Genomic DNA, 22,626 nt, shown 5'->3' with positions numbered 1-22,626 from the left:
CGTTCAACAGCTTGGCAAAAACGCCCGACGCCGTTATGTCTTGTGAATTCAAGATCGAACCTAGTACATCCCGCGCGACCATCAATAAAAACGCCACGTCAGAAAGACTTGTTATTCAAACCCTTCTCCTCCCAGAAATGCCAGACGGCGTCAATCAAGCAGCAAAAATCTTGACGCGCGGAGGGCTTTGCGCCTTTCCGACCGAAACGGTTTACGGGCTTGGCGCCGATGCGCGCAACAGCACAGCAGTTGCGGGTATTTTCCACGCCAAAGGACGGCCCCAGTTCAATCCGCTGATCGTCCACGTCGCCTCCCTTGAGGCGGCCGAAAAATACGGGGTGTTTAATGAGGATGCCCGCGCGCTTGCACAGGCCTTTTGGCCCGGCCCCCTCACGCTTGTTGTACCTCTGCGCGCGGATGCAGGGCTGTCGAGTTTGGTCACGGCGGGGCTTGGGTCGGTTGGACTGCGCGTCCCTGCGGCTCCTTTGGCGCATGATCTTTTGCAAACCTTCCAAGGCCCCGTCGCCGCTCCCTCTGCGAACCCCTCAGGCAAGATCAGCCCCACAACTGCGGCGCATGTTGTTGACGGCCTATCGGGGCGCATCGACGCGATTTTAGATGGCGGCTCTTGCGAAGTCGGCCTCGAAAGCACGATTGTTGGATGCGTCGCGGCCCCAACCCTTTTACGGCACGGTGGGTTGCCCAAAGAAGCGATCGAACAGTGCCTCGGGCACGACCTCGCCGACGCAAAAGAGGGCGAGATATCCGCACCGGGCCAACTTTTGAGCCACTATGCGCCCAGCGCCCCAGTGCGCCTAAATGCGACCGAAAAACTTGCGGGCGAGGTTTTAATTGGGTTTGGCGCAACCAAAGACGCTGACCTTACGCTTTCCCACAGTGGGGACTTGCATGAGGCGGCGGCGAATTTGTTTGATATCTTGCATCAAGCCAACGCCTTAAATGCCGAAAAAATCGCCTTCGCACCGATACCAGAAGTTGGACTTGGACAAGCGATAAACGACCGCCTGCGCCGCGCTGCCGCCCCGCGTTAAGCGTTGCCAGACACCGAAGACAGCATCAACGGACTCACCCCAAGCTTGGCAAGAGCCGCTTCCCATTTTTCCATGTTGTCTGCTTCAAAAACCACGTCTGGGTCCGCATCTGAGGTCAACCATCCGTTGGCGAGGATTTCGTTCTCTAACTGCCCCGGTCCCCATCCCGCATACCCCAAGGCCAACAAAGCACTTTGCGGACCATTGCCAGTACATAGATCCTCAAGAATATTTAGCGTGGCGGTCATTCCAAAATTTTGATCCACTTGAAGGGTCGTTTCGCCGCCATCGTAATCATTAGAGTGCAGCACAAATCCGCGCGCGTGTTCAACAGGACCGCCAAAATGCACATGAATGTCGTCGCCACGATCACTGGGCGCGATCCCGAGTTGGTCTATCAGCGTGTCAAATTTCACGTTAAAGGAAGGCTTGTTAACGATGATCCCCATCGCGCCCTCGGAGGAATGGGCACAGAGGTAAACAACACTGTGGTCAAATCGCGTATCCCCCATTCCGGGCATCGCAATCAGAAGTTTACCGCTCAAGCTTTCCGTCACACTAATCATCTGGTTAGTGTGCTTAGAAAGTTGGCGTGTTTCAAGTGGATTAAATGGCGCAGTCACGGTGTTTTCGCTGAAATGTGATTTTCCAAAAAGGGGGTGTGCCCTATATCTGGTGTTATGAAACATTTTCCCCTCTTTCGACGTGCGTTTTTCTCTGCGGTCCTTGCCCTTACGTCAGCGGCGTCTCAAGGCTCCGCACAATCCAGCTTGGACGGCGACAAAATGGTTTCGTTGGAAATACTAACGGGGTGGCGGGCACAGGATGGCACCCAAATCGCGGCAATGAAAATCGCGCTTGCACCAGATTGGGTGACCTATTGGCGTGTGCCCGGTGAAGCGGGAATTCCCCCACAATTTAGCCTGACGCAAAGCGAGAATATTTCGGGGATTTCTTTTTCTTGGCCGCGCCCCAAAGCCGAAACAAAATTCGGTTTGCAATCATTTGTGTACCACGACCAAGTGATTGTACCGATGACAGTGACCCTCAAAAACCCAAGGGCACCTGCGCGCCTTGCGGGTGAAATTCAAATCGGAGTCTGCGCGGATGTCTGCATTCCCGTAAAGCTTTCATTTGATACTGATTTGCCCGCAACGGGGGAAGTGGGGACCAAAGCAATCAAACACGCCCTCTTACTGGGCGCGCGCGCATCCAAAACAACCGCGACATGTGATTTCATCCCCAGCGCCGCGGGCATGGGAGTGCGGATCACAGCGAAACTCCCTCCCCTCAAAGGGCAGGAAATTGCCGTCGTGGAGCACAGTGATCAATCGCTCTGGGTGAGTCCGACCCGCGTTTCACGCAATGGAAACACCCTCAATGTGGAAACATCCCTTGCTAGCGACACCGGCCTCCCGACAGGGCTGCAACGCAGCGATCTACGCCTCACGGTTCTGGGCGAGAGCGATATGGTAGAGTTTATCGGCTGTCACTCACCCAGCTAGTTTGCGATTAACTTGCCGCGCCATAACCACCGCGCCAATGAGGTAAACTGCCAAAGTAGCCAGCAAAATTCCCGCGACAAACACCCCAAAAGCCGTTGGCATAACGGGTCCATCTGCGAGTCTAGGAACGGCCGCAAGCAAAGGCGCCCAAAGCGCGCCCGTCAGGAGAGCGGCCCCCAAAGTGGCAGCAAAAATCACAGCGGACAACCCCACCAAAATAGCCACGCTCCAAGACGCAACGGCCCCACCCACAGGAAACCGGATCGCGCGTTTAAACGCCGCAACGTGGCGCGCGGTGTCGCTCTGAATGGCGACCAAAGACGGCACCACCAACAACACAAGCACCATGCCAAAGCCCAGCCCATACACCAATGTAATCACCGTTGGTTTCAGGAATTGCGCTTGGCTTGAGGTTTCAAACAACAACGGCGAGAGGCCCAAAACGGTTGTCAGTGTCGTGAGCATCACTGGCCGCAATCGATCTGCAACCCCATCAACAATCGCAGGAAACAAACCGCGCTCATCGGCGTATTCGTCAATCGTTGTGATCAGAACGATCGAGTCGTTGATGATAATGCCCGTCATCCCTATCAGCCCCACAACCGAGAACATCGACAGTGGCACATCCCACACCGCATGGCCATAAATCGTCCCCACGAGGCCGAAGGGAATAATCGCCATCACAACAATCGGGCGCGTCCAACTCGAGAACACCCAAGCCAACACGAGGTAGATGCCCGTCAGGCACAAAATCAAACCCAGAAACGCATCATTTAGGAAATCGCGCCCCTGTTCATCCAAGCCAGATTGATTCCACCCAACCCCGAAGTCGGACTCAATTTGAGGCAATATTTCATCGCGCAATTGTTCCGAGATCGCCACAGCCCGCGCAGGATCATCGTCGGAGATATCCCCCGTCACCGTGACAACGCGCAGGCCATTTTCGCGCCGCACGGTCGAAAAACCAGTCTGGCGTTTTACCGTTACAATATCTCCCAAAGGCACATAACTACCGCTTTCGGCCCGCAGGTAGGACTGTTCCAAGAAGTCCGCACCAAGCTCCCCTTTTGGAAGTTCCACGCGGATTATTGCGCTCCGAGGTCCGTCTGGATAGGTCGCCGCCTCAATACCATTTAAACGGTCGCGCAAAATGCGCCCCAGATCATCGATGGCAAAGCCAAGTGACTGGCCTTGTGGGGTCAACTCAAGAATGAGTTCTTCCTTGTCATAAGACAGCGTATCTTCAAGCGCCGAGACTTCAGGGAAAGAGATGAGCGCGGTTTTCAAGGCTTCCGCGGCCTCTTTGAGGGTCACCGCAGAGGCGCCATAAAACTGAACATCCAGCGCATCACCACCTGGGCCTGACCGCCCGCCTCTAAAGCTCACAAGTTCGGTGCGAGGTGTTTGAACCATCTCGTCCTGCAAATCGGCGAGGAAGGTAAAGCTGCTGTAAGGGCGCAGATCCGCGTCGATGAGTTCGACGGAAATTGCCCCCAAAAGCGATGAATCCTTAGACTCGACCCCAGAAAATCCACGCCCTGCATTCCCGCCAATTTCGGCGAGGGAATAGGCCACAGGATTGGTACCATGTTCGACCTCGTACCGCGTGCCCAGCACCTCCACAGCGCGTTGCATTTCTTGCATCATCACCTTGGTGTCGTCGCGCGTGGCACCGTCCACCATGGCGAAATTCCCCGTGATGGTCGAAAGTTCTGGCGCATTAAAAAACCGCCATTGCACATCGCCTCTGATAAAAACCGCAGCCTGCGACGCCAGCAAAAGGATGCCCGCCGCAAACACAGGATAGCGAAGGCGCACCACCAATCGCATCATCGGGCGGAAAAAGTTATCGCGTACATAGCCAAAGCCACGGTTAACCACTCGACTTGGCGCGTCGTACCAATGATTTTTACCGGAATGGGCCAGAGCATGGCTGAGGTGGTTAGGTAGGATCAAAAAGCACTCAACAAGCGACGCAATCAAAACGGCGATAACGGTAAACGGAATATCCGCAATCAAGCTGCCAAACCGCCCGCCAATCGCTACCAATCCGAAAAAGGCAATCACCGTCGTGATGGTTGCAGAAAAAACAGGCGGAGCCATCCGCCGCGCGGCGTTCTCTGCGGCCTCAACGGGGGATTCCCCAAGACGCCGCGCCCGAAAATCCGCGTGTTCGCCCACCACAATTGCATCGTCCACAACGATGCCGAGCGTAATAATCAACGCAAATAGCGAGATCATGTTGAAGGTCAATCCACCCGCATACATGATCGCGACCGCCGCCAACATCGCGACGGGAATACCCGCCGCGACCCAAATTGCCGTGCGCGCGTTGAGGAACAAAAACAACAATGTAACAACGAGGGCGAGGCCCATCAAACCATTCTCAAGCAACAGATTTAACCGCCCCGTAATCGCCTCGGCGCGGGTGTTAATCAGGCTGACGGATACCCCCTGTGGAACCACCGTCCGCATCTCGGCGGCGACCTTCTCCACCTGTTTTTGAATACCGATTGCATCCCCTTGGGCCGAACGATCCACGCGGACAACAATTGCGGGATTGTCACCGACAAAATAGGCCCGATCATGATCGACCCCGTACGTGGTGATCGTTGCCACATCGCCCACTGTGAGTTGGGTGCCGTCAGATTTGCTCTCAATCACCACGGATGAGATTTCATCAATACTCTTTTTCGCGACCCCGGTGCGGACCCGAATATTGGCGCCCTCAACATCCCCTGCGGGATCAGCGGCGGCTTCTGCGGCAATGACCGAAGCGATTTGAGCCATCGAAAGGTCATTCTGAATCAGCGAGGTCGCTGTAACCTCAACGATGGTTTCTGGCGCAGAAAGGCCGCGAATACTTGCGCGTGTAACGCCCTCAGCGAATAGGCGCGCGACAAATTCATCGGCCAAACGCCCGAGTTGCTCGGCGTCTACCGGCCCAGTTAGAACCACATCCGTGACGCGATCGCGCCATGCACCGCGCCGGACAACGGGATCGTCAGCCCCCTCAGGGAGGTTGGAAATCGTATTCACGGCGGACTGAACATCATCCGTCGCGCGGGCCATGTCCCAGTCGTCTTCAAAATCGAGCGAGACCGAAGCACTACCTTCTCTTGAAGTCGACGTCGAGGTTTCAACCCCCTCCACTGACAGCAACACTGGCTCCAATAATTGGATAATCGCGGAGTCCACATCCTCTGATCCGGCCCCCTCCCATCGCACCGAGACGCTTACGTTATCAATGACGATATCGGGGAAAAACTGCGCACGCATACGGGGTGCTGCGGCCAATCCAAGGGCAATCATGACCACCAAAAGGAGATTTGCTGCGGTGGCGTGACGCGTGAAATAGGACAACACACCACTCGCAGATCCGGAAAGTTTACGCGCCATGATCAGCCCCCCATCCGACCTTCAAGTCGCTCGACCACACTTGACGGGACTTTAGGTTGGGACAGCTGGCCAAGAATGCGTTCCCGCGCGTCGGCGGGCATCCGTTGATTGCTTTCGACAAAAGCGATCAACTTGCCGCGTCGCTCGTCCGTAAGTTCAACCAACTCTGGTTCGGGCTTGGCGGCTTGCTCGGTGTCTTGCACGCCTAAAGGTCGCGCTGGTGTTATCTTAATTCCCGCCCCCAAAAGCGGCGAACGTTCGGCGACGATTTGCCGTCCATAAAGCGCCTCTGCTTCGATCAAAATATCATCGCCCTGCCGCCGCAAAACATTCACGACAACAGACTCAAGACGGTCCTCTTCCCCAACGGCCAAAACTTCAGAAGCGGCATTTATGGCGAGAGCGGGGATAAGGGCGGCGCGCCGCAAAACAGGCTCGTCCGCATGTACAGTCACGAAATCCCCGGGGCGGAAACCGGGCGCGTCTTCAAGACTGGCATAAAGCACGCGGCCCGTTTGGCCCTCGCCGACGCTCGCGCTTTCGCGGGTAATTTTACCCGAGACCTCTAAATCAAGGTCCAAGACATTGAGGCTCACCGAAATATTCGATCCAATCAGGCGCCCTTGCCCATCCAAAAGCCGCGCGTATTGGCCGGTGGAGACGCGAAACGCGACCTCAAGAAGCGTGGGATCAATCAGTTGCGCGATCTGCTCATTATTTGTAACCAACCCTCCCTCAACGAGGGTTACCCCCGAAAGCGTCCCTGTAAAGGCTGCATAGATTTCGGTCTCTGCAAGGCGGCGTTCGGCTTCGATTTTCTCAATATCTTGCCGCACGAGAGATGTTTTTGCTGTACTCACCCGCGCCACGGCCTGCGCGATGGCTTGGCGGCGCGACACAATCGCTTGATTGGCCGCCGCGACCGCAAGGGCTGCGGTTTCAACAGAAGCATCAGTGCCAACCCCCCGCTTTCGCAAATCGTTTTGCCGCGTGAGGGCCGCTTCGCGCAGGTCCGCTTGTGCCTGTACCGCCGCGAGGTCTTCGTTCGCCAAAATCAGCGCCGCTTCCGCCTCGCTCAATTCCGCATTTGCTTCCAAAATATCCGCCGCAACCCGCTTCACCGTGTCTTGGGCATCTGCGGGATCAATACGCAAAAGAAGCTGGCCTTGCGTGACACGCCCACCTTCCTCAAACGCCTCGTCCATGAAAACAACAGTCCCGCCAGATGCCGCACGCACGTCTAGAATACGCCGGCTGCGCACTTCGCCAAACGCGGTAAACACAGGGGTATGCTCGCCCGCAACCACATCAAGGACATTCGCGGCAAATGCCCGCTCGCGGACGGGTCTTTGACGATCTTCTTGCTCGGCCAAGGATCGCACAGCAGAAAACACAACTTGCCCCGCCCATGCCAAAATCCCAAGGGTGAGGGACAGTAAAAGGACGCCAATCAGGCTCCGGCCAAGAAATCGCATAAATCGTCTCCGTTGGCGCATTTTACCACAATGGGAATGGCGCCAGAATCAAGAATTCGTGTGCCGACCAACAAGGGCGGATAAAAGGTATACGTAGCAGAAACCTACTTCCGTCGCATTTTTTCCGTTAATCGCGGAAATATTTCAACAAAATTGCACGGCATGTGACGATAATCGAGCTGGTGCACCAAAATTTCATCCCATGCATCCTTGCACGCGCCGGGACTTCCGGGGAGCGCGAACAAATAGGTCCCCTGTGCAACGCCTCCGGTGGCGCGGCTTTGGACCGCGGATGTGCCAATTTTCTTCATCGAAACGATTGTAAAGACCGTGCCAAAGGCCTCGATCTCTTTTTCATAGACGTCGCGATGCGCCTCGACAGTCACATCGCGCCCCGTGAGGCCCGTGCCGCCCGTGGAAATAATCACGTCAATTTCAGGATCCGCACACCACTCGCGCAATCGTGCCGCGATTTGGTCCCGCTCGTCGTGGATGATTTCGCGCGCGGCCAAAATATGTCCAGCCGCTGTAAGCCGATCCACTAGAGTTTGCCCCGAGCGGTCCTCTGCGAGGGAGCGGCTGTCTGACACCGTTAAAACAGCAATGCGGACGGGTAAAAATGCGCGTTCAGACATGACTTAACTCCCGAAGGCGGGCTTGCAACGCCAAGAGGTCCGCCCATGCTTCGCGTTTACTCTCTGGGGAACGCAACAGTTTCGACGGGTGCAACATAGGGAGCGCTGGCCGTTCTTGGGCCGTTGTCCATTGACCACGCTGGCGGTTGATATTCCCTTTTCCCAAAAGCGCAAGGCACGGCGAATTCCCCATCAACACAACCACATCGGGGTCTGCAAGCTCGATATGACGGGCCAAAAACGGACGCATCAAAGTGAGTTCATCCATCGTAGGTTCGCGATCCTGTGGCGTGGGCCAAGGCAATACCGTGGTGAGGTAAAGCGCTGTTTGCGGGTCGGGCGTACCACGAACGTGACCGATGGCGGCAAACATTCGGTCCAAAAGCTGGCCTTGCGCACCATAAAACGGCGATTTGTTGCGATCTTCGTCGACGCTGGGCACTTCGCCAATCACCATGATGCGCGCTTGTGGGTTTCCGTCCGAAAAACAAAATCCGCGTGCGCCTTTTTTCAGGTCACAGCCTTCAAATGCCTCGGTTGCGGATGCAAGTTCTGCGAGGGTCGAAGCCCCTTGTGCCGCAGCAACCGCCCTGCGACGTGCTTCTTCCAAGAGATCGGCTGCGCTCACTTCGGTATGAATAATAGGCGCAGGTTTCGCGGTTTTTTTCGCAAGTGCCGCAGGGGGGGCCAGTGTCGCCGGAATTTCATAGCGATCAATCGGAGAATCTTCGATCGCCTCATCGGCTCCGAGCTCGATCTGCCATTCCAACAAGGCTTTCGCCTCATAATATCCGAGTTCTGTCTCCATCCGTTTAAAGTATGCTGCGGGGGGCAAAGGGTAAAGCGGAGAAAAGAATAAATTGCCCCCGCGCGCCGTAGTTTCTATAAGCGAGAAAATCGACACAGGGGCTAGCCATGACTTTCCGCGCCAAGCATCTTTTGGGGATCGAATATCTCGCCCCAGATGAGATCACCACACTTTTAGATTTGGCCGAGACCTATGTCGAATTAAACCGCTCCAAAACCAAACATTCCGATGTTTTGGCGGGTCTGACCCAAATCAACATGTTCTTTGAAAACTCGACGCGCACACAGGCCAGCTTTGAGCTTGCAGGCAAGCGTTTGGGGGCGGACGTGATGAATATGGCAATGCAGGCCAGCAGCACGAAAAAGGGCGAAACGCTGATTGACACGGCGCTCACCCTGAATGCCATGCACCCCGATTTGCTGGTGGTGCGCCATCCACATTCCGGTGCCGTCAACCTGTTGGCCGAGAAGGTGAATTGTGCCGTTTTGAACGCGGGTGATGGCTTTCACGAGCACCCGACTCAGGCCTTGCTGGATGCCCTTACGATCCGCCGCGCCAAGGGGCGTTTGCATCGGCTCTCTATTGCCATCTGTGGCGATATTGCCCACTCGCGGGTTGCCCGCAGTAACCTGATCCTGCTTGGGAAAATGGAAAATCGTGTGCGCCTCGTTGGCCCCACAACTCTGATGCCCAGCCAGATTTCCGAGTTTGGCGTCGAAGTCTTTGATGATATGCGCGAAGGCCTTGCGGACGTTGACGTTGTGATGATGCTGCGCCTTCAGAAAGAACGCATGGACGGCGGATTTATCCCAAGCGAGCGCGAATATTACCACCGCTACGGCCTTGACGCCGAGAAGCTGTCCTATGCCAAACCCGATGCCATTGTCATGCACCCTGGCCCGATGAATCGCGGTGTCGAGATCGACGGCACTATCGCCGACGACATCAACCGCAGTGTCATTCAGGAACAAGTCGAGATGGGCGTCGCCGTGCGCATGGCCGCGATGGACCTTTTGGCCCGAAATTTGCGCAATCGTTCCGCCGCCTAATCTTCTAAGCCTAGGAAGCCAAACATGAAAACTCTGCTCGCCAACGCGATTTTGATAGACCCCGAAGACAAAACCGAAGCCCTCGGTTGGTTGCTGCTCGACGCGGGTTTGATTACGGACAAAGGCACAGGGACGCCTCCCGCCTGCGCGAACACGATCGATTGTCGTGGCCTGCACCTTGCGCCCGGGATTGTGGATATCGGCGTTAAAATCGGCGAACCGGGCGAGCGTCACAAGGAAAGTTTCCGCACCGCAGGCGCAGCGGCGGCGGCGGGTGGAGTTACCACAATGATCACCCGCCCCGATACATCCCCTGCCCTCGACACGCCCGAAGCGCTGGAATTTGTGACACGTCGCGCCAACGAGGCCGCCCCCGTAAATATCCTCCCCATGGCCGCCCTGACCAAAGGTCGCTTGGGCCATGAAATGGTGGAAATCGGCTTCCTAACGGATGCCGGGGCCATTGCCTTTTCCGATTGCGATCATGTGGTCGCCGACAACAAAGTTTTCTCTCGCGCACTGACTTATGCGAAAAGCCTCGGCGCCTTGGTTATTGCCCACCCCCAAGATCCGAATATGTCAAAAGGCGCGGCTGTCACCTCCGGAAAATTCGCGTCGCTGCGCGGCTTGCCCGCCGTGTCGCCGATGGCCGAACGGATGGGGCTTGAGCGCGACCTCGCGTTGGTTGAAATGACCGGTGCCCGTTACCACGCCGACACACTCTCTACTGCCGCCGCCCTGCCCGCACTGCAACGTGCCAAAGACGCGGGGCTTGATGTGACCGCAGGGGTCAGTATCCATCACCTCACGCTCAACGAACTTGATGTCGGCGATTATCGCACGTTCTTTAAGGTTAAGCCGCCGTTGCGTTCAGAGGATGATCGTCTTGCGATGGTCGATGCCGTAGCCACCGGCCTGATCGACATCATCTCCTCGATGCACACCCCGCAGGACGAAGAGAGCAAACGCCTTCCCTTCCAAGAGGCCGCATCAGGCGCTGTCGCGCTCGAAACCCTGCTGCCTGCCGCCCTCCGTTTGGTCCATAGCGAGTTAATCGACCTACCGACACTATTCGCGGCACTCGCGCTTAATCCCGCAAAACGCCTCGGGCTTCCCTGTGGACGCCTCGCGATTGGCGCGCCTGCGGATCTCGTTCTATTTGATATCAATGCGCCTTTTGTGCTGGATCGGTTTTCCCTAAAGTCAAAATCTAAAAATACCCCCTTTGACGGGCAGCGAATGCAGGGCAAGGTACGGATGAGTTTTGTCGCTGGACACGCCATTTTTGGAGCCGAATATGCCGATCATTGAGACTTCCCCGAGCGTTTTGGCCCTCGCCGCCATATTTGGCTATTTGCTTGGCTCCATTCCATTCGGGATGATTTTGGCCAAGGCAATGGGGCTAGGAAACTTGCGTGAGATCGGCTCAGGCAACATCGGGGCCACCAACGTTTTACGCACAGGCAATAAAACCGCCGCTGCACTCACACTCGTTTTGGATGGCGGCAAAGGAGCCGTTGCTGTTCTCATCGCCTTTGCACTTTGGGGCGAAGGCGCGGCACAAATCGCGGGATTGGCGGCGTTTTTGGGCCATTGCTATCCAGTTTGGCTGAAATTTTCTGGCGGCAAAGGCGTGGCAACCTACCTTGGGATCATGCTCGCCCTCAACCCAATTATCGGCCTCGCAGCCTGTGGCACTTGGCTGGCTTTTGCCATTTTACTAAGGTATTCGTCCCTTGCGGCTCTTATGGCCGCAGGCTTTGCGCCCGTTTGGATGGTTGTCCTGAGTTTAGATACGACCTTTATCCTCGGCGTTGTTCTTGCAATTCTGATATACTGGCGGCATCGCACCAATGTTGCGCGCCTACGTTTGGGCACCGAACCAAAAATTGGGAAAAAGTAGATGCAAACAAAAGCCGGACATATATTCTCGCGGTGGGCCTTTTTCTTGAGCGTTGGCTTGTCGCCTTTTCTAGTCGCCGCTGCAAGTTTCGGTCTTATGGCGACGAAATTAATTCCATCGTTAACCTTTGTTCTTTTGGCACCCGCGGCAATGCTCGTGCTTCTTCTGGTACCGTTTATTGTTTTAGGGTGGCCCGCACTGTATTTCGCGTCCCTGCGCCGCGCGCCGTCGATCTGGTTTTGGGTCGTCGTGGGCGTTCTAGTGGGCTTGGTTTCGCCGGTCGCAATTGGCATTCAAAACGCGCTATTGGCTGGCCGCGTGGACGCCGTTCTTGTGAAAACTGCCTTTGAAATCGGCTATACCATGGGCCTCATTGTGATGCCAATTTGGAGCGGTTTCGCCGCCTTGTTGTATTGGATTTTCACCCGAGGCCAGAAAGCCCCGAGTTTGTAGGCAAAAGCTTAGTAGCAATACTCGTCGTAAATACGGGTTAAATCTCCGCCCCAATCGCCGTTGTATTTATCCAGCAATTCATCGGCAGGAGTGCGTCCTGTTTCGACGCTTTCTTTCAATGCGTTCAGGAAGTGGGTTTCGTCAGGAATCAATCCGCCCGCACCGGGACGCGCACGCGCCTTAAGACCTGCCTCGGCAATGGCCACACATTCGCGCGCGAGATCGAGCATTTTGATACTATTAAATTCGCCCTGAAGCCCGTCGACCGAAGCCGCAACGCGCAGGCCTTCGCGGGTTTCCGTATCCCAATCTTTGGCCAAATCCCATGCCGCATCCAACGAGGATTGCTCGTAACACATGCCCACCCAAAACGCGGGCAACGCACAGAGACGACGCCACGGACCGCCATCGGCACCACGCATTTCAAGGAATTGTTTGATCCGCGCTTCGGGGAAAATCGTTGTTAGGTGATCTGCCCAATCAGACAGGCTTGGCTTTTCACCCGGCAGTGCGGGAAGTTGGCCCTTGAGGAAGTCGCGGAAACTTTGGCCCAGCGCGTTGATGTATTTTCCGTCGCGATAGACAAAATACATCGGCACATCGAGCGCGTATTGCACCCAAGCTTCAAACCCCATGCCGTCCTCAAAGACAAACGGCAAGGTGCCTGTGCGATCAGGGTCAAGATCGCGCCAAACGCGGCTACGCCATGATTTATGGCCGTTGATTTTGTTTTCAAAAAACGGCGAATTCGCGAAAAGTGCGGTTGCGACGGGTTGAAGCGCGAGGGCCACCCGCAGCTTTTGCACCATATCGGCCTCAGAGCCGAAATCGATGTTCACCTGAACCGTACAGGTACGGCGCATCATCGTCGTGCCCATCGTGCCCACTTTGTTCATATAAGCGTCCATCAGCTTATAACGCCCCTTGGGCATCAGGGGCATTTCATCGTGCATCCAAATTGGCGCGGCCCCAAGGCCGATGAATTTGACTCCAATATGATCGGCGATTTCCTTGACTTCGCGCAGGTGGTCATTCACCTCGTCACAGGTCTCGTGGATGGTCTCAAGCGGAGCCCCAGACAGTTCCAAAGCACCTCCGGGTTCCAGCGAAACATTAGCGCCATTCTTGGTGAGGCCGATCAGCTTGCCACCCTCTTCCATCGGGGCCCAGCCGAATTTGTCGCGCAATCCGCCCAAAACCGCCAAGATCGAACGCTCGCCTTCATAGGGGAGTGGCTTGTAGCTGTCTTGGCAAAACCCGAATTTCTCGTGTTCAGTTCCAATGCGCCAATCAGATTTGGGCTTACAGCCGTCTTCCAAGAGTTGCGCCAATTGGTCATGGCTTTCGATGGGGCCTGCGCCGGTTTGTGGGATAGACATGAGACGGGCTCCAGTGGGTTATCGGGGTTTAAGTCGTGAGGTGAAAATTAGGGGATGTCAATGCAACATTCGCCGCGAGATATAGCCCTCATCCTGCCAGATCAGGAAACGGCTATTCTGGGTTGATTGGCTGGCGGCGATCACTTTTTCGTAGTCAGCCCCCGGAAAAGCGACAAGCGCATCAAAAAGGCCTTCGGCCCCAACCGCCCCTGAAGGAATACGTACGGGTTGACCGTCGCGTTGATAGAAGATCCAGTGCATAGCCTGTGTATTTGGGCCTTTGTCGATGGTTTGAATCTCAATTTTGACGACTTGATCCATCGCGATAGTGCCGCCAATCCCGCTGGAGAAAAACGTCACTTCTTGCTCCACCATTTCCACTACCCCGTCAGAGATAGGGGCCTTTGCGCGTAGGATGCGGAAACGTGCACGGCGCAAACCCAAGAAGACAAACGCCGCCCCCGCTAATAGGAGCGGAATGGAAATGAACGTTATGAAGCCGCCCGCCAAAAATCCGATCACTCCGAGAACCACCGCGGCGATTCCCCAAGCAACTTCCTGATACTGCTTGAGCCTTTCGAGAACTTCAGGCCGAACAAAACTCATATCACCAGTCTCCGAGATGTGTTTGCCAAAGGGTGAGTGCCGCAACCGCGGCAGTATCTGCGCGCAAAATTCGTGGCCCAAGACTTACAGCATGCGTAAAGGGGAGCGCATGGAGGCGATTGCGTTCGGCTTCGGAAAAACCACCCTCAGGGCCGATGAGGATCGCCCATTTGTCACCCGTAGCCTTGCCTAGAACTTCGCCAGATCCCGCAAGGTTTTCATCGCAAAACATGATATTGCGGTCCGCCGGCCACGCGTCGAGCAGACGGTCAAGCCGCTGTAAATCGGCGACTTCGGGCACATATGTGCCGCCACATTGTTCGGCCGCCTCAACCGCGTGGGCTTGAAGGCGGTCGCGGCGAATCCGTTCCGAATTGGTGAATTCTGTTTGAATGGGGCAAATGCGCATCGCGCCCATTTCGGCGGCTTTCTCGACGATAAAATCCGTGCGCGCCTTTTTGATCGGAGCAAAACAAAGCCACAGGTCGGGCGGCATTTGCAAAAGGCGGCTCTGCGTCTCGCATTCCAACACGCCCCCGCGTTTTCCTGCCTCAACAATACGCGCCAAATACTCACCGTCGCGGCCATTAAACAGCGCGATATAGGAACCAACAGGTTGCCGCATCACTCCAAAAAGGTAATGCGCCTGATCGCGATCTAGAGGAATTGATTGCCCAACCCCTAGGCCCTGTTCTACATAAAGTCTAATCTTTGCTTTCATGGACTTAACTTATGCCCGACACACCCGAACTTCCAGAGGCCAATGCCCCTAAATCTGCGGCGCCCGTTCAGGATGCGCCAATTGGCAATTGGGTGGACCTCTTTGCACCAGAAGCCACTCGCCCCTATTTGCGGTTGTCGCGGGCTGATCGACCAATCGGTGCGTGGCTTTTGTATATTCCCTGCTTGTGGGGTGTCTGTTTGGCGATGCTGTCATCGGGGAGCGCGTCGTTCGCCGATCTTTGGATCGCGTTGGGCTGCGGGTTTGGCGCGTTTTTGATGCGCGGCGCGGGGTGTACATGGAACGATATCAGCGACCGAAATTTCGACGGCCTTGTAGAGCGCACCAAGTCCCGCCCCATCCCGTCAGGCCAAGTCAGCGTGCGCGGCGCTTTGATCTGGATGGTGGCACAGGTGGCAATTTCCGCCTTGATCCTGTTTAGTTTTCCCCTGCCTGCGATCATTCTTGGGATCGTGGCGCTTGTGCCCGTGGCGATTTATCCTTTTGCCAAGCGGTTCACATGGTGGCCGCAGGTTTTCCTCGGGATCGCTTTTAACTGGGGCGCATTGGTGGCCTATGTCGCGCATACTGGCGTGATCGACGGCGCGGTGATTGCGCTTTATCTTGCTGGGATCACGTGGACGCTGTTTTACGACACGATCTATGCGCATCAAGACAAGGAGGATGACGCCATGATTGGCATCAAATCCACAGCGCTTCTTTTTGGGGATCGCACCCGTATTGCGCTTCGCTATTTCTTAATGACAACCGTCGGTTTGATGGGGCTTGCCGTTATCCTTGCGACCGCGCCGCGCGAAAACCTACTCTTGCTTGTTGTCGCTTTGGGTGGGCCTTGGGCGTTGGGATGGCATCTCGCGTGGCAAATGCGCTTATTTGACGGGGATGACGTGTCAATGTGCCTGCGGCTTTTCCGTTCCAATCGCGAAGCGGGGTTGTTGCCTGTGCTGTTTTTCGCCGCATGCTTATTCCTGTGATTGAACCCATGGGACGAAGCGCCTAAACAAGGGCAACTCTCATCCAAGACAGGGTCTTCATGCGCTCACTTTCCACATTGGCAGGCGTCTTCGCCTTTCTCGCAGCGGCCGTTTTGGCCATCATGGCAGCCTATTTCGCCGTCGGAGCTATCGAAAAATACTCTGGGGCCGCCGTTGGCGAAGCTCTGAGTGAGCAGCAAATGAATTGGACAAATGTGGACGTTGACGGCCTGCAAGTCATATTGACGGGCACTGCCCCCACCGAAGCTGCACGTTTTAGAGCGCTGACAAGTGCGGGGAACGTTGTTGATCCGTCGCGCATTGCGGACTTTATTGACGTTGCCGAAGCCGAAAGCATTGCCGCGCCCGATTTCACAATTGAGATTCTTCAAAACACGGATGGCATCTCCCTCATCGGACTTATCCCCGAAGAGTTTGATCGCGAAGCCTTCCTTGAGGCCCTTCGCGACGCGACCAAGGGCACGCCAATCGTCGACTTTCTTCAATCTGCCCCCTATCCCGCGCCCGAAGGCTGGGATCAAGCACTCCTCTATAGCTACCGCGCCCTTGCGCAGCTTAAGCGTTCAAAAATATCCCTTTCGGCGAATAGTATCTCAATTACCGCCGTGAGTGAATCCCAAGGTGAGCGGGCGGAACTTGAAAAAGCGCTGCGCCGTGCCGCCCCCCAGACCGCCAAACTTTACCTGTCAATTTCTGCCCCGCGCCCCGTCTTGACTCCCTTCTCGCTTCGGTTCGTCCTCAAGGATGGCGTCGCTCGTTTTGACGCTTGCGCCGCAGACACAATCCCTACGCAGGCGCGTATCCTCGCGGCGGCTCAGGCGGCAGGCCTTAAAGGGGTTTCCAATTGCACGCTTGGCCTTGGCGTCCCCACCACACATTGGGGAGAGGCCGTTGAAACAGGTATCCGCGCGCTGGTAAAACTTGGTGGCGGCTCGCTTAGTTTCGCGGATGCGGATGTTACCGTAATCGCAGACGAAGGCACCGATGTGGAGCTTTTCAACACTACAATTGCCGAGCTAGAGGCCGACCTCCCGCTGCTATTCTCATTATCCGCTACATTGCCTGAATCCGAGGAGACCACCACGCGCCTTGAAGGCCCGATTGATTTTGTGGCCACCCTAAGCCCCGAGGGGCAGGTTCAGCTGCGCGGTCGTGTTCCGACTGAACGCGTTCGCAAAGCGGCGCAAAGCTATGCGCGGGCACGCTTTGGACGGGACGAGGTTTATGCCCCCCTTAGCCTTGATCCGGATCTACCAGCAGGCTGGCCAATGCGGGTTTTCTCAGGCCTCGCGGCCCTCGCAGAACTCAACAATGGCTCTGTTGTGGTCGGGGCAAACAACCTGACCGTCAAAGGGGTCACGGGCAATCTGGACACGAATGCACAACTCGCGGCCATGCTGGCAACCCAACTCCCCGAAGGCACAGACGTCACCTTTGATGTGGTCTATAACGAGGCCTTAGATCCGGTCGCCGCCCTTCCCACGCCAAAAGAATGTGTGACCTCGATCAACGCCGTCATTCAAGCCAACAAAATCAATTTTGCACCGGGCGCGGATACCATCGCCCCTGAGTCTAGATCTTCGATTGATCAAATTGCCGCCCTCATGAAGGAATGCGAAGGCGTCCCCTTGGAAATCGCGGGTCACACAGACAGCCAAGGTAGCGACGGCATGAACTATGACCTCTCACAAGCCCGCGCAGAGGCCGTCGTTAACGCCCTGATGGCGCGGCGCGTGTTGACCGGAAATCTGAAAGCTCTAGGGTATGGCGAAACAACACCCATCGCTAGTAATGACACAGAAGAAGGCCGCGAAGACAATCGACGTATTGAATTTACATTGATACTTCCAGAAGATGACGCCACACAAGAAGAGGGTCCGGCATCCGCGCTAGACCCAGAAACCGACGCTCCCCAAGAAGGCGCGACAGAAGAAACCGAGCAAGAGGCCACTGAATGAACGGAATTGAGTTTATTGCCGCGACGGCAATTATCCTATTTGTGGCTTTTGCACTGGGATGGTTTGCCAATTGGTTGGTGCATCGGTTTAGTCGCGTGTCAAAAGCGGACATCGGCGAGCTTGAGAAAATGGCGCAGGCCTTGCATGAGGCCGAGGAATTGCGCGATCAGGCCATCACCTATTTGGAACAACGCGAATCCGAACTGAACAGCCATATTTCCCAGACAGAGGCGGAATTGAGCGCGGCGATGGATGGCCTTCGGACCGCTCGTCACGAAGCCGAAGAACTCCGCATCTATATTGAAAAAACCAACGGCGCTTAAGGCTTCCAGCGGTTGAGGGCATCTTCATCGTCCCTTTTGGACGCAACCCAAGTTGCACCGGATTTTGTGAATTCTTTTTTCCAAAACGGTGCGCGGGATTTCAAATAATCCATAAGGTACTCTGCGGCTTCAAAGGCAGCGACCCGATGGCGCGACGCCGTGGCGACCATCATGATGGTTTCCCCCGCTTTTAGGTCGCCAAAACGGTGCAGGATAAGAAGGTTGCTCAAGTCCCAACGCGTCCGCGCCTTTTGTGCGATCTCGCCCAGCGCGCGTTCGGTCATTCCCGGATAATGCTCGATTTCCATCCGATCCAAATCACCGTTCGGCGTATCCCGCACGATGCCTGTGAATGTCACGATGGCCCCTGCGGAACGCGATGCCGCAGTAAAGCGCGCAAGCTCAACGCCTGCGTCAAACTCAAGCTCCTGCACGCGGATATCCACGGCCTAGCCCCCAGTCATCGGCGGGAAGAAAGCCACTTCCCGTGCGCCAGCTAAGGGCGCGTCAAACTCGGTAAGTTCTTGGTCAATTGCGACTCTGAGCGACGCAAGGTCCTCAAAAGCTAGGGCATAACGTTCTTCGCGGCCACGCAATTCCTCAACCAAATCCATCACGGTTTTGGCCGAGGTTTCGATCTGCTCCTTGGGCAGACCAATCCGCTCGCGCACCCATGCGAAATACATCACATCAATCATTTTGGCTCATCCGCAAGATAGGGCCGCGATTTATTGAAATAATCCCACCCCGTAATCAGGGTCAGTACCGCAGCAATCCACAAAATCCAAAGGCCTGCATAATGCGTCGCGAGCGCGCCAAAGCGTAGCCACCAAAGGCCCATGTGATCGGCCGTATCACCAGCGAGGATGCTGGAAATAATCCCTTGATCCATACCAATCGTAAACGCCCAAAAATAATGCTCGAAAATACCCTGAGCAAGCAACACTGAGATTGCCACCATTTGCGCCGTGGTTTTCCATTTCGCCAGCTTGGTGACCTTGAGTTTGCCCGCGTCCGCGCCCAAAAACTCGCGCAGCCCACTGACAAAAACCTCGCGGAACATGATGATCGTCGCGGGGAACACTACAAAGGGATTCATATTCCAGACCCCGACAAGCACCATCAAGGCAATAACGACCATAGCCTTGTCCGCGATGGGATCAAGCATGGTGCCAAATTTGCTGATCTGCTTCCACTTACGGGCAAGATAGCCGTCGATATAATCGGTCAGGGCCGCGCCCACAAAAAGCGTCAAGGCAAACCAATCGGCAAACCCGCGCGGCAAGAAAATAAACCCGAGGGCGAGAAACGGCGCGGCCAAGAGGCGGACAACCGTGAGAATATTTGGTATGTTCCAAGTCATGTGACCTTGTTACCCTTTTTCGTGGAAAAAATCATAGAGGGTTTCGGCCATTGCGCCCGAAATTCCTTCTACTGCCTTTAAATCGGACAAACCAGCCCGTGACACGGCCTTTGCGCTGCCAAAATGCGCCAAAAGCGCACGTTTCCTCGCCGCGCCCACGCCTGGAACATCATCAAGAGGCGTCGCACTAAAGGCTTTGGAGCGTTTGGCGCGGTGGGTTCCAATTGCAAAACGGTGAACTTCGTCACGCATGCGCTGAATAAAATACAAAACGGGGTCGTTGTGGCGCAGCGCCATCGGCCGTTTGCCCGTGCGGTGAAATTCTTCTTTGCCGTGGTCGCGATCAACCCCCTTGGCCACGCCCACCATCGGAATGTCCCCGACGCCATATTCGGTCATGATTTCGCGGACTGCACTGACCTGCCCCGCGCCGCCATCAATCAACAAAAGGTCGGGCCACGTCCCGCTCGTGCGCTCTGGGTCTTCCTTCAGCAAGCGTTTAAAGCGGCGCGAGAGCACCTCTTTCATCATGCCAAAGTCATCGCCGGGGGTGATCTCCGTGTCTTTGATGTTGAATTTCCGGTATTGGCTTTTAATAAATCCCTCTGGCCCCGAAACGATCATTCCGCCGACGGCATTGGTGCCCGAAATATGCGAGTTGTCGTAAACTTCGATGCGTTTGGGCGTTGCGGGTAGATCAAAGGCTTCGGCAACCCCCGCCAGTAATTTGCTTTGCGCCGCCGTCTCGGACATCTTGCGCGCGAGGCTTTCACGGGCGTTGCGACTGGCGTTCACTACAAGTTCGTATTTTTCGCCGCGTTGCGGGATAAGCACCTCGACCCGACGCTCGGCTCTTTGGCTCAAAGCTTCCGTCATCAAGTCTTTGTCTTCTATATCATGCGACAGGATCACCTGCTTGGGCGGCAGCTTGTTGTCGTAAAACTGGCCCAAAAACGCCTGCAGCGCCTCGGCGGGGGAAATATCCAATCCGACCCGTGGGTAGAAATCGCGGTTGCCCCAATTTTGGTTGGCCCGAATAAAAAACACCTGCACACAGGCCTGCCCGCCCTCCATATGGAGAGCGACAATATCCGCCTCCGCAACACCGCGCGGATTGATGCCTTGGTTCTGCTGCACTTGTGTTAGCGCCTTGATCCGGTCCCGCAACGCAGCCGCCCGTTCAAACTCAAGCGCCTCGCTCGCCGACGCCATTTCTGCCGCCAGTGTAGCCTGAACATTAGTGGATTTTCCTTGCAGAAACCGCTCCGCATCACTGACCAATTGCGCATAGTCCGACTTACTGACCAACCCCACACAAGGGGCCGAGCAGCGCTTGATCTGATATTGCAAACAGGGTCGCGTTCGCCCTTCAAAGGTGGCATCCGTGCAATCGCGCAGCAAGAAAACCTTCTGAAGTTGGTTGAGTGTCCGGTTTACGGAACTCGCGCTGGCAAAGGGTCCATAGTAGTTTCCTTTCGCCCCCTTGCGTCCACGGTGCTTCTTGACCGGCGGAAAATCATGCTCTGTTGAGACAAAAATATTGGCAAAACTTTTATCGTCGCGCAACAACACGTTGTACTTAGGTTTGAGTTGTTTGATCAGGTTTTGCTCAAGCAACAACGCCTCGGTTTCAGTACGCGTCGTCAGGAACATCATCTCGGCGGTTTCCGAAATCATCCGCAAAATCCGCCCCGTGTGACCGTTAGGATTGGCGTAGTTACTCACACGTTTGCGAAGGTTGCGCGCCTTGCCCACATAGAGCACCCGCGCCTCGCTATCGAGCATCCGATAGACCCCCGGCGAGTTGTCGAGGGTATGCAAATACCCCTGCACGCGCGCATGCCCCACAAGAGGCGTAGCGACATCAGCAGCGTCGCTAATTGCTGACACTGGGCCAGCTTGGGGGGTTGCTTCTTTTTTCATTGTGATTCCATTCTGCCCTGCAATCTATTCGCTATGGGAGCAAGAGAAAACATGTCCACGGTTTCTGTGGATAACTAGGTTGATAAGTTTCCTTGATCGCCATTTTTCCCTTTGTTTTGGGCATTATCTCCGCATTGCTTAATTTTTAGGCAAAATCTCAACACACTGATATCAAAAGAAACTTTTCTCAAAATCAAGCAAGCAACTGAAAACATTAAGGAATTTGTAACGTTTTTGTTAACTTTCCGAGACGGGTGCACAACTTGTCACAGCCGCTTGGCTATTTGCTCTCTGGCTTTCCTTGAACATCTCTGGTTTGCCATGTCAGATGCTGTCCTCCATCCACGCAAAGGAGCTGACCTGTCACCGCTGGAGCGTCTAGGAAGTAGCCGAGCGCCGCTGTGATGTCCGCCGCATTCGCACCGCGCTCAAGCAAACTATTTCGCCTCTGTGCGTCGAAGTGCTCCTGTGTTTGACGTGCGCCCCTTAAGGTGGTTCCCGGCCCGATGGCATTCACCCGAATACGCGGCGCGAGCGCCTGAGCGGAGGTCTGGGTCAGGTTCCACAGTGCCTGTTTGGCCAACGAATACGTCATAAACTCCGGAGTCAGTTTGCGTACCCGTTGGTCAACCATATTCACGATCATTGCCGGAAAATCGCCCTCCGGAACTTGCGCGGCAAAAGCCTGTGTCAGGATAAATGGAGCCCGCAAATTGGACGTCATATGGCGATCCCAACTGTCGCGAGTGGCGGTTTTGATAGTATCATATTCGAATATTGATGCGTTATTGACGAGGCAACTTAGTGGCCCGCCAAGGGCACGTACTGCGCGCTCAACCAGGCCTTCACAGTGATCCAAATCCAAAAGGTCGGCTTGAAGTGAAACCGCTTGTTGGCCAAGAGCTTGGACCATGCCAACAGTGTCCTGCGCACCCTCTTCGGACCCCGCGAAATGCACCGCCACATCAAATCCTCGCCCCGCAAGATAAACGGCCATCGCCTGTCCAAGACGCGCGCCGGCACCCGTCACCAATGCACGTGGTTGCATAGATATCTCC

22 protein-coding genes are annotated in these 22,626 nt (G+C 55.5%); 9 read left to right on the top strand and 13 right to left on the bottom strand.

What is annotated here, in order from left to right:
* Positions 1 to 137: 137 nt before the first annotated feature.
* Positions 138 to 1,052, top strand: a complete 915-nt coding sequence (locus AB9F27_RS05245) for an L-threonylcarbamoyladenylate synthase (RefSeq protein WP_335583878.1) — start codon at positions 138 to 140, stop codon at positions 1,050 to 1,052.
* Here the strand turns inward: AB9F27_RS05245 and AB9F27_RS05240 are convergent.
* On the bottom strand, positions 1,049 to 1,618 hold the full coding sequence (locus tag AB9F27_RS05240; protein WP_369757612.1) for a YqgE/AlgH family protein: 570 nt from the start codon (positions 1,616 to 1,618) through the stop codon (positions 1,049 to 1,051). The genes AB9F27_RS05245 and AB9F27_RS05240 overlap by 4 nt on opposite strands.
* A gap of 114 nt (positions 1,619 to 1,732) precedes the next feature.
* Between AB9F27_RS05240 and AB9F27_RS05235 the strand changes: the two genes are divergently transcribed.
* Complete coding sequence (locus AB9F27_RS05235) at positions 1,733 to 2,557, top strand: protein-disulfide reductase DsbD domain-containing protein (protein WP_335583820.1); 825 nt, start codon at positions 1,733 to 1,735, stop codon at positions 2,555 to 2,557.
* On the opposite strand, the gene AB9F27_RS05230 is transcribed toward AB9F27_RS05235, so the two are convergent.
* The 4 genes from AB9F27_RS05230 to AB9F27_RS05215 all read right to left on the bottom strand — a co-directional run bounded on the left by AB9F27_RS05230 (position 2,546) and on the right by AB9F27_RS05215 (position 8,874).
* On the bottom strand, positions 2,546 to 5,956 hold the full coding sequence (locus AB9F27_RS05230) for an efflux RND transporter permease subunit (protein ID WP_335583821.1): 3,411 nt from the start codon (positions 5,954 to 5,956) through the stop codon (positions 2,546 to 2,548). The genes AB9F27_RS05235 and AB9F27_RS05230 overlap by 12 nt on opposite strands.
* A gap of 2 nt (positions 5,957 to 5,958) precedes the next feature.
* A complete protein-coding gene (locus AB9F27_RS05225) occupies positions 5,959 to 7,431 on the bottom strand; it encodes an HlyD family efflux transporter periplasmic adaptor subunit (protein WP_335583822.1) in 1,473 nt (490 codons plus the stop codon).
* A 104-nt stretch (positions 7,432 to 7,535) separates the two neighbouring features.
* Positions 7,536 to 8,021, bottom strand: coding sequence for a molybdenum cofactor synthesis domain-containing protein (locus AB9F27_RS05220; protein ID WP_369757599.1), 486 nt, complete (start codon positions 8,019 to 8,021; stop codon positions 7,536 to 7,538).
* A gap of 37 nt (positions 8,022 to 8,058) precedes the next feature.
* Positions 8,059 to 8,874, bottom strand: a complete 816-nt coding sequence (locus AB9F27_RS05215) for a uracil-DNA glycosylase (RefSeq protein WP_335583824.1) — start codon at positions 8,872 to 8,874, stop codon at positions 8,059 to 8,061.
* 107 nt (positions 8,875 to 8,981) lie between these two features.
* Here AB9F27_RS05215 and AB9F27_RS05210 point away from each other — a divergent pair, with 107 nt between their 5' ends.
* From AB9F27_RS05210 to AB9F27_RS05195, 4 genes are read left to right on the top strand one after another with little or no spacing between them, the layout of a single operon-like run.
* Positions 8,982 to 9,923 carry an aspartate carbamoyltransferase catalytic subunit gene (locus tag AB9F27_RS05210; RefSeq protein WP_039001778.1) on the top strand — a complete coding sequence of 314 codons (942 nt, stop codon included), beginning with the start codon at positions 8,982 to 8,984 and terminating at the stop codon, positions 9,921 to 9,923.
* A 24-nt stretch (positions 9,924 to 9,947) separates the two neighbouring features.
* A complete protein-coding gene (gene pyrC, locus AB9F27_RS05205) occupies positions 9,948 to 11,234 on the top strand; it encodes a dihydroorotase (RefSeq protein WP_335583825.1) in 1,287 nt (428 codons plus the stop codon).
* A complete protein-coding gene (gene plsY / locus AB9F27_RS05200) occupies positions 11,221 to 11,826 on the top strand; it encodes a glycerol-3-phosphate 1-O-acyltransferase PlsY (RefSeq protein WP_335583826.1) in 606 nt (201 codons plus the stop codon). Before pyrC ends, plsY begins: the two co-directional genes overlap by 14 nt.
* Positions 11,827 to 12,279: a hypothetical protein gene (locus AB9F27_RS05195; RefSeq protein ID WP_335583827.1), complete on the top strand. Its 453-nt coding sequence runs from the start codon at positions 11,827 to 11,829 to the stop codon at positions 12,277 to 12,279.
* Positions 12,280 to 12,287: 8 nt separating this feature from the next.
* Here AB9F27_RS05195 and AB9F27_RS05190 read toward each other — a convergent pair whose 3' ends face one another.
* From AB9F27_RS05190 to AB9F27_RS05180, 3 genes are read right to left on the bottom strand one after another with little or no spacing between them, the layout of a single operon-like run.
* Complete coding sequence (locus tag AB9F27_RS05190; protein ID WP_335583828.1) at positions 12,288 to 13,658, bottom strand: glutamate--cysteine ligase; 1,371 nt, start codon at positions 13,656 to 13,658, stop codon at positions 12,288 to 12,290.
* A gap of 57 nt (positions 13,659 to 13,715) precedes the next feature.
* Positions 13,716 to 14,264 (bottom strand): hypothetical protein, encoded by a 549-nt coding sequence (locus AB9F27_RS05185; RefSeq protein ID WP_039001773.1) that lies wholly within the window; start codon positions 14,262 to 14,264, stop codon positions 13,716 to 13,718.
* A 1-nt stretch (position 14,265) separates the two neighbouring features.
* The gene (locus AB9F27_RS05180; protein WP_335583829.1) at positions 14,266 to 14,985 is read right to left on the bottom strand and encodes a 16S rRNA (uracil(1498)-N(3))-methyltransferase; all 720 of its coding nucleotides are present in this window, start codon (positions 14,983 to 14,985) and stop codon (positions 14,266 to 14,268) included.
* A gap of 11 nt (positions 14,986 to 14,996) precedes the next feature.
* Here AB9F27_RS05180 and ubiA point away from each other — a divergent pair, with 11 nt between their 5' ends.
* From ubiA to AB9F27_RS05165, 3 genes are read left to right on the top strand one after another with little or no spacing between them, the layout of a single operon-like run.
* On the top strand, positions 14,997 to 15,980 hold the full coding sequence (gene ubiA, locus AB9F27_RS05175) for a 4-hydroxybenzoate octaprenyltransferase (protein WP_335583830.1): 984 nt from the start codon (positions 14,997 to 14,999) through the stop codon (positions 15,978 to 15,980).
* A 59-nt stretch (positions 15,981 to 16,039) separates the two neighbouring features.
* Entirely contained in the window at positions 16,040 to 17,959 is a 1,920-nt protein-coding gene (locus AB9F27_RS05170; protein WP_335583831.1) for an OmpA family protein, read from the top strand.
* The gene (locus AB9F27_RS05165) at positions 17,956 to 18,282 is read left to right on the top strand and encodes a hypothetical protein (protein ID WP_335583832.1); all 327 of its coding nucleotides are present in this window, start codon (positions 17,956 to 17,958) and stop codon (positions 18,280 to 18,282) included. The genes AB9F27_RS05170 and AB9F27_RS05165 overlap by 4 nt, the downstream gene beginning before the upstream one ends.
* On the opposite strand, the gene AB9F27_RS05160 is transcribed toward AB9F27_RS05165, so the two are convergent.
* The 5 genes from AB9F27_RS05160 to AB9F27_RS05140 all read right to left on the bottom strand — a co-directional run bounded on the left by AB9F27_RS05160 (position 18,279) and on the right by AB9F27_RS05140 (position 22,616).
* Positions 18,279 to 18,728 carry a molybdenum cofactor biosynthesis protein MoaE gene (locus tag AB9F27_RS05160; protein WP_335583833.1) on the bottom strand — a complete coding sequence of 150 codons (450 nt, stop codon included), beginning with the start codon at positions 18,726 to 18,728 and terminating at the stop codon, positions 18,279 to 18,281. The genes AB9F27_RS05165 and AB9F27_RS05160 overlap by 4 nt on opposite strands.
* Before the next feature lie 3 nt (positions 18,729 to 18,731).
* Positions 18,732 to 18,980, bottom strand: coding sequence for a molybdopterin converting factor subunit 1 (moaD, locus tag AB9F27_RS05155; protein WP_039001767.1), 249 nt, complete (start codon positions 18,978 to 18,980; stop codon positions 18,732 to 18,734).
* Positions 18,977 to 19,645, bottom strand: coding sequence for a CDP-diacylglycerol--glycerol-3-phosphate 3-phosphatidyltransferase (gene pgsA, locus AB9F27_RS05150; protein ID WP_039001766.1), 669 nt, complete (start codon positions 19,643 to 19,645; stop codon positions 18,977 to 18,979). Before pgsA ends, moaD begins: the two co-directional genes overlap by 4 nt.
* Before the next feature lie 9 nt (positions 19,646 to 19,654).
* Positions 19,655 to 21,568 (bottom strand): excinuclease ABC subunit UvrC, encoded by a 1,914-nt coding sequence (uvrC, locus tag AB9F27_RS05145; protein ID WP_335583835.1) that lies wholly within the window; start codon positions 21,566 to 21,568, stop codon positions 19,655 to 19,657.
* A 280-nt stretch (positions 21,569 to 21,848) separates the two neighbouring features.
* On the bottom strand, positions 21,849 to 22,616 hold the full coding sequence (locus tag AB9F27_RS05140; RefSeq protein ID WP_335583836.1) for an SDR family oxidoreductase: 768 nt from the start codon (positions 22,614 to 22,616) through the stop codon (positions 21,849 to 21,851).
* Between the last annotated feature and the right edge of the window lie 10 nt (positions 22,617 to 22,626).

Origin of the sequence: Falsihalocynthiibacter sp. CO-5D18 (genome assembly GCF_041205445.1) — a bacterium.
Classification (GTDB): Bacteria; Pseudomonadota; Alphaproteobacteria; order Rhodobacterales; family Rhodobacteraceae; genus Falsihalocynthiibacter; species Falsihalocynthiibacter arcticus.
Note: the sequence above shows the minus strand (reverse complement) of the source record. Positions and strands in the feature narration are given on the sequence as shown.

What these genes read in the sequence shown, in the direction of transcription:
- AB9F27_RS05210 (WP_039001778.1), top strand. Translation starts at nt 8,982, where the DNA reads ATGACTTTCCGCGCCAAGCATCTTTTGGGGATCGAATATCTCGCCCCA.
- AB9F27_RS05225 (WP_335583822.1), bottom strand. Translation starts at nt 7,431, where the DNA reads ATGCGATTTCTTGGCCGGAGCCTGATTGGCGTCCTTTTACTGTCCCTC.
- AB9F27_RS05245 (WP_335583878.1), top strand. Translation starts at nt 138, where the DNA reads ATGCCAGACGGCGTCAATCAAGCAGCAAAAATCTTGACGCGCGGAGGG.
- AB9F27_RS05180 (WP_335583829.1), bottom strand. Translation starts at nt 14,985, where the DNA reads ATGAAAGCAAAGATTAGACTTTATGTAGAACAGGGCCTAGGGGTTGGG.
- ubiA (WP_335583830.1), top strand. Translation starts at nt 14,997, where the DNA reads ATGCCCGACACACCCGAACTTCCAGAGGCCAATGCCCCTAAATCTGCG.
- AB9F27_RS05195 (WP_335583827.1), top strand. Translation starts at nt 11,827, where the DNA reads ATGCAAACAAAAGCCGGACATATATTCTCGCGGTGGGCCTTTTTCTTG.
- uvrC (WP_335583835.1), bottom strand. Translation starts at nt 21,568, where the DNA reads ATGAAAAAAGAAGCAACCCCCCAAGCTGGCCCAGTGTCAGCAATTAGC.
- AB9F27_RS05215 (WP_335583824.1), bottom strand. Translation starts at nt 8,874, where the DNA reads ATGGAGACAGAACTCGGATATTATGAGGCGAAAGCCTTGTTGGAATGG.
- pyrC (WP_335583825.1), top strand. Translation starts at nt 9,948, where the DNA reads ATGAAAACTCTGCTCGCCAACGCGATTTTGATAGACCCCGAAGACAAA.
- AB9F27_RS05140 (WP_335583836.1), bottom strand. Translation starts at nt 22,616, where the DNA reads ATGCAACCACGTGCATTGGTGACGGGTGCCGGCGCGCGTCTTGGACAG.
- AB9F27_RS05165 (WP_335583832.1), top strand. Translation starts at nt 17,956, where the DNA reads ATGAACGGAATTGAGTTTATTGCCGCGACGGCAATTATCCTATTTGTG.
- AB9F27_RS05230 (WP_335583821.1), bottom strand. Translation starts at nt 5,956, where the DNA reads ATGGCGCGTAAACTTTCCGGATCTGCGAGTGGTGTGTTGTCCTATTTC.
- AB9F27_RS05240 (WP_369757612.1), bottom strand. Translation starts at nt 1,618, where the DNA reads ATGATTAGTGTGACGGAAAGCTTGAGCGGTAAACTTCTGATTGCGATG.
- AB9F27_RS05170 (WP_335583831.1), top strand. Translation starts at nt 16,040, where the DNA reads ATGCGCTCACTTTCCACATTGGCAGGCGTCTTCGCCTTTCTCGCAGCG.
- AB9F27_RS05190 (WP_335583828.1), bottom strand. Translation starts at nt 13,658, where the DNA reads ATGTCTATCCCACAAACCGGCGCAGGCCCCATCGAAAGCCATGACCAA.
- moaD (WP_039001767.1), bottom strand. Translation starts at nt 18,980, where the DNA reads ATGATTGATGTGATGTATTTCGCATGGGTGCGCGAGCGGATTGGTCTG.
- plsY (WP_335583826.1), top strand. Translation starts at nt 11,221, where the DNA reads ATGCCGATCATTGAGACTTCCCCGAGCGTTTTGGCCCTCGCCGCCATA.
- pgsA (WP_039001766.1), bottom strand. Translation starts at nt 19,645, where the DNA reads ATGACTTGGAACATACCAAATATTCTCACGGTTGTCCGCCTCTTGGCC.
- AB9F27_RS05235 (WP_335583820.1), top strand. Translation starts at nt 1,733, where the DNA reads ATGAAACATTTTCCCCTCTTTCGACGTGCGTTTTTCTCTGCGGTCCTT.
- AB9F27_RS05185 (WP_039001773.1), bottom strand. Translation starts at nt 14,264, where the DNA reads ATGAGTTTTGTTCGGCCTGAAGTTCTCGAAAGGCTCAAGCAGTATCAG.